The 3724-nt window shown below is 63.1% G+C and carries 5 protein-coding genes; all 5 read right to left on the bottom strand.

The features are described 5' to 3' along the window. Positions 1 to 16: 16 nt before the first annotated feature. Entirely contained in the window at positions 17 to 754 is a 738-nt protein-coding gene (locus tag QZ653_RS14900; RefSeq protein WP_296421299.1) for an SDR family NAD(P)-dependent oxidoreductase, read from the bottom strand. A 1-nt stretch (position 755) separates the two neighbouring features. Further along, positions 756 to 2042, bottom strand: a complete 1287-nt coding sequence (locus tag QZ653_RS14895; protein WP_296421296.1) for an FAD-binding oxidoreductase — start codon at positions 2040 to 2042, stop codon at positions 756 to 758. Further along, positions 2039 to 3043, bottom strand: a complete 1005-nt coding sequence (locus QZ653_RS14890; protein ID WP_296421294.1) for a lysylphosphatidylglycerol synthase transmembrane domain-containing protein — start codon at positions 3041 to 3043, stop codon at positions 2039 to 2041. The genes QZ653_RS14895 and QZ653_RS14890 overlap by 4 nt, the downstream gene beginning before the upstream one ends. Before the next feature lie 143 nt (positions 3044 to 3186). Beyond that, the gene (locus tag QZ653_RS14885; RefSeq protein ID WP_366933106.1) at positions 3187 to 3477 is read right to left on the bottom strand and encodes a GNAT family N-acetyltransferase; all 291 of its coding nucleotides are present in this window, start codon (positions 3475 to 3477) and stop codon (positions 3187 to 3189) included. Beyond that, positions 3470 to 3724, bottom strand: a 255-nt coding sequence (locus QZ653_RS14880) for a CoA-transferase (RefSeq protein WP_296421293.1), incomplete at its 5' end; no start/stop codon positions are given. The genes QZ653_RS14880 and QZ653_RS14885, both read right to left, overlap by 8 nt.

Below are 3724 nucleotides of genomic sequence, written 5' to 3'. Positions count from 1 at the left end.
AGCAAATTCGAAAAGATCAGATCGACATCTTCTTGAAAATAGGCTCGGGGATCAGCTTGATCACCGTCATGACCGGCCACCAGATCCACTTGGTGTAAAGCGTGTTGCGCTTCTTGCGCAGCGCTTTGTGGATATCCTCAACCACGGCCTCCGCCGTCGTCATAAAGGGCTGTGGCCCGAGGCCTTGGGTCATGGCCGTGTCCACCGGACCCGGCTTCACCGTCAGCACATGGACCCCGTGGCGTCCCAATGCGTTGCGCAAACCGCTCAGATAGGTGGCGAACCCCGCTTTGGCCGCGCCGTAGACGTAATTGCCGACCCGTCCACGGTCACCTGCCACAGACCCGACACCCACAATGGCGCCGTCGCCGCGCGCTTGCAGGATAGGAGCCAACATCTGCAGCACCCGCGCAGGTCCGGTCAGGCTGTCGGCGATCACGCCGTCCAGCAGGCTGGGGTCCGCGTCAATCGCGTCTTGCGCGGGCATGGAGCCTACGAAGACCGCGCAATTGATCGTGCCCGCCTTTGCGGTTGCGGCATCAATGATCGCCTGAAACGTTGCCGGATCGCGGGCGTCAAACATCACCGGATCGGCCCCTGCGGCCCCGCGGGCTGTGGCATCCGCGGCGGAGGCCGCAAGGTCGTCCATCCGACGCCCCGCCAAAATCACATGCGCACCCTGTTCGGCCACAGACCGGGTAAAGGCCTTCGCAATGGTGGAGCTTGCGCCCAGAATTATCCAAGTGTCGGTCATGTCAGGTCCTTAGGTCTAGTCTGCGGATCATATCGGTTTTCAGCTGGCCATCAGGGTCGGCCTTGGCCGCCGCTTTGGCCCATTTGGGATAGTCAGGGTACATCGCCTTGATCGCGGGGCCCGAAGACAGCGCGTCTTTGGCCAGATAGAGCCGCCCACCGGCGGCCACCGTCGCCTCTTCCAGCCGCGCAATCAGGCGGCGGGCTTGGGGTCGGTTGGGAAAATCAATGGCCAGCGTGTAGCCTTCCATGGGGAAAGACATATAGCCCGCGCGCCCTGGCCCCATCCGTTTGAGGACCGCCAAAGGCGAGGCCAGACCAGACCGCGCAATCACTTTGAGCATCTCGCGCAGCGCTTCGGCCCGATCCAGCGGCACCACACATTGAAACTGGTGAAAGCCGCGCTTGCCATAAAGCCGGTTCCAGTCGTGAATTTTGTCCAGCGGAAAGAAGAAGTCCTGCAAGGACCGCACCACCGTGCGCCCCGACTTCGGGACACGGGCATAGTAGGCCGCGTTAAAGGCTTTGACGATGGGCCCCGACAGCGCCCAATGGGGCGCATCAAGGGGGATTTTCTTGGCCGGGCGGGGTTTGGCCCGCAGCCCGCGACAGGTTTCGCCCGTTTCAACAATGCCGCGCCCGAGGGCGGCACCGGTCGCGGTCGCGTCGATCCAGCCCACGGTATAGGGCGCATCGGTGTGATCCAGCAGGGCGATGTGGTGGTCCCAATCCGTGGCCCGCTGTTCGGTCACCAGCATCAGATCACCTTTGGCAGGTGTCAGCTGCAAGGTCGCTTGCGTGATGATGCCGGTCTGCCCAAGGCCCCCGCAGGTGGCCCGCCACAGCGCGCCTGTCTTGGGCGTGATCCGCCGCGTTTTTTGTCCCTGCATCAGGGTGATCTGCGTCACATGCTGGCAAAAACTGCCCGCGTGATGGTGGTTCTTGCCATGCACATCCATGGCAATGGCCCCGCCCACGGTGGCAAAGCCGGTGCCGGGCATCACTGCAGGCAGCCAGCCTTGGGGGGCGAGGATGCGGGCAAGCTCACCCAAGGTGGCGCCTGCCTCAACCGTGATGACACCTGCGTCGCGGTCAAAGTCGAGGATGCGGTCAATCCGCGTCATATCCGTGGCCGCACCGCCATCGTTCAGTGGCGCATCGCCATAGGACCGGCGGTTGCCGATCGCCGGCGCGCTGGCATCCACGTGGCGCGCGTCGTCGGGGCGGGTCACGTCCCCTTTGGCCTGCAGGGCGCGGCCCCAGCCCGTATAGGTTTTGTCTGTGGTCATGGGCGTGCGGCGTTCGATTTGGCTTCGGCAACTGGGAAGATCGCCAACCCGATCAGAATGGCGAACCACAGGGTTGTCAGGCGAATGACGGCCGTGGCGGGGATCGACACCTCAAGCGGGATGCCTTCGAGGGACAAAAGCGCCACCATCGCAGCCTCCGCCCCGCCGACACCGCCCGGCGCACCGGTCAGTCCACCCGCAAGGGTCGAGAAAGTGAAAATGGCAACCGCTTTGGCAAAGCCGATGTCGGCACCCATCCAGATCAAGAGCAGATGAAAGGCATACCCTTCGGCAAGCCAGCCGATCAGGCCCAACGACAGCGCCACCGCCATCACCGGCCCGTTTGAAAACACGCCCAAAGACCGCGCCGCCGTCCGCGCCCGCGCCATCAGACGGGGGAACCGGCCAAGACCGCGATAGACCCATGTGATGCAAGCTGCCAGCAGGGCAGGGCGGGTCGCAACAAAGGCCGCGATCAGGGCCACAATCGCCACGGGCATCGCCATGGCAATGCCGCCCGCAGACAGCGCCACGCCGCCCGCCAAGATCAGGGCCATCGCCGCCAGATCGGATGCACGGTCCATCAGGACCAAGGGCGCCGTGCGTTCGACGGCCCAACCGGTTTCACGCTTGAGCCACCGCATGCGGATCAATTCGCCCACGCGGCCCGGTGTGACGGACATGGCGAACCCGCCCAGAAAGTGGCGCAGGTCCTGCACCAACGCGGTGGGCAGACCCAAGCGGCGGGCAAAGACATGCCATCGCACGCCTCGAAACAGGTAATTCACAAGGCTGAGCGCCAAAAGCACCGCGATTTGTGCGCCCGTCAGACGCATCAACTGGTCTTTCGTCTCTTCCCAGCCGGTGGCGGCTGCCAATCCGGCAAGGCCTGCAATCACAAAGGCAAACAACACCGCCAAAAGCGCGATATCGCGCCAGCGGCGCTTGCCGCTGTCGGGGGCGGGGTGGGCCATCTGCCGGGCCGGATCTGCGCTGCTCATGCTCATCCTTTCGCGATTAGCGACAGAATAGGGCGAGAGTATGACTTTGTCGCAAAATTGGAAACGACGTACCCTTGGGTTCGCTGTGTCCGGTCGACAGGGCAGATTCAGGTATTTTTGAACCAGAGAAACGGGGCCTGACGTCAGACGGAGAAGTGGTCCGCCCATTCCGGGTGCTTGGCGCGCTGGGCGTTTACATAGGGACACAGGGGCACGATTTTGTAGCCGTTGGATTTGGCGTCCTCAATCAGATGCAGCACCAGCTGGTAGGCGAACCCCTGACCTTCGAGGGCTTTGGGCACGCCCGTATGATCAACGATCCGCAGGGAGGGGGAGAGGACGGAATACGTCATCTCAGCGTCACCCTGCGGTGTCCGGATGACGAAACGGCCCTTTGGGCCGTCCCGTTCTTCGGTGATCATTGGATCAGACAAGCGTGGCTTCGGTGGCAGCGCGCAATTCGTCTTCGGTGACGCCATCGGCTGTTTCGACGATTTTAAGGCCGCCTTCGACCACGTCCAGCACGCCGAGGTTTGTGATGATGCGATCCACCACGCCTTTGCCAGTGAGCGGCAGGGTGCAGGATTTCAGCAGTTTGCTGTCGCCATGTTTGTTGGTGTGGTCCATCACCACGATCACGCGACCAACGCCTGCGACCAGATCCATGGCGCCGCCCATGCC

Origin of the sequence: Pseudooctadecabacter sp., assembly GCF_020627745.1 — a bacterium.
In the GTDB taxonomy this organism is placed as follows: domain Bacteria; phylum Pseudomonadota; class Alphaproteobacteria; order Rhodobacterales; family Rhodobacteraceae; genus Octadecabacter.
The sequence above is the reverse complement of the archived record's forward strand: the minus strand, read 5'-3'. Positions and strand labels throughout refer to the sequence as shown.

Excerpts from the sequence above, each read along its gene's own strand:
- QZ653_RS14900 (WP_296421299.1), bottom strand. The coding sequence starts at position 754 with ATGACCGACACTTGGATAATTCTGGGCGCAAGCTCCACCATTGCGAAG.
- QZ653_RS14895 (WP_296421296.1), bottom strand. The coding sequence starts at position 2,042 with ATGACCACAGACAAAACCTATACGGGCTGGGGCCGCGCCCTGCAGGCC.
- QZ653_RS14890 (WP_296421294.1), bottom strand. The coding sequence starts at position 3,043 with ATGAGCAGCGCAGATCCGGCCCGGCAGATGGCCCACCCCGCCCCCGAC.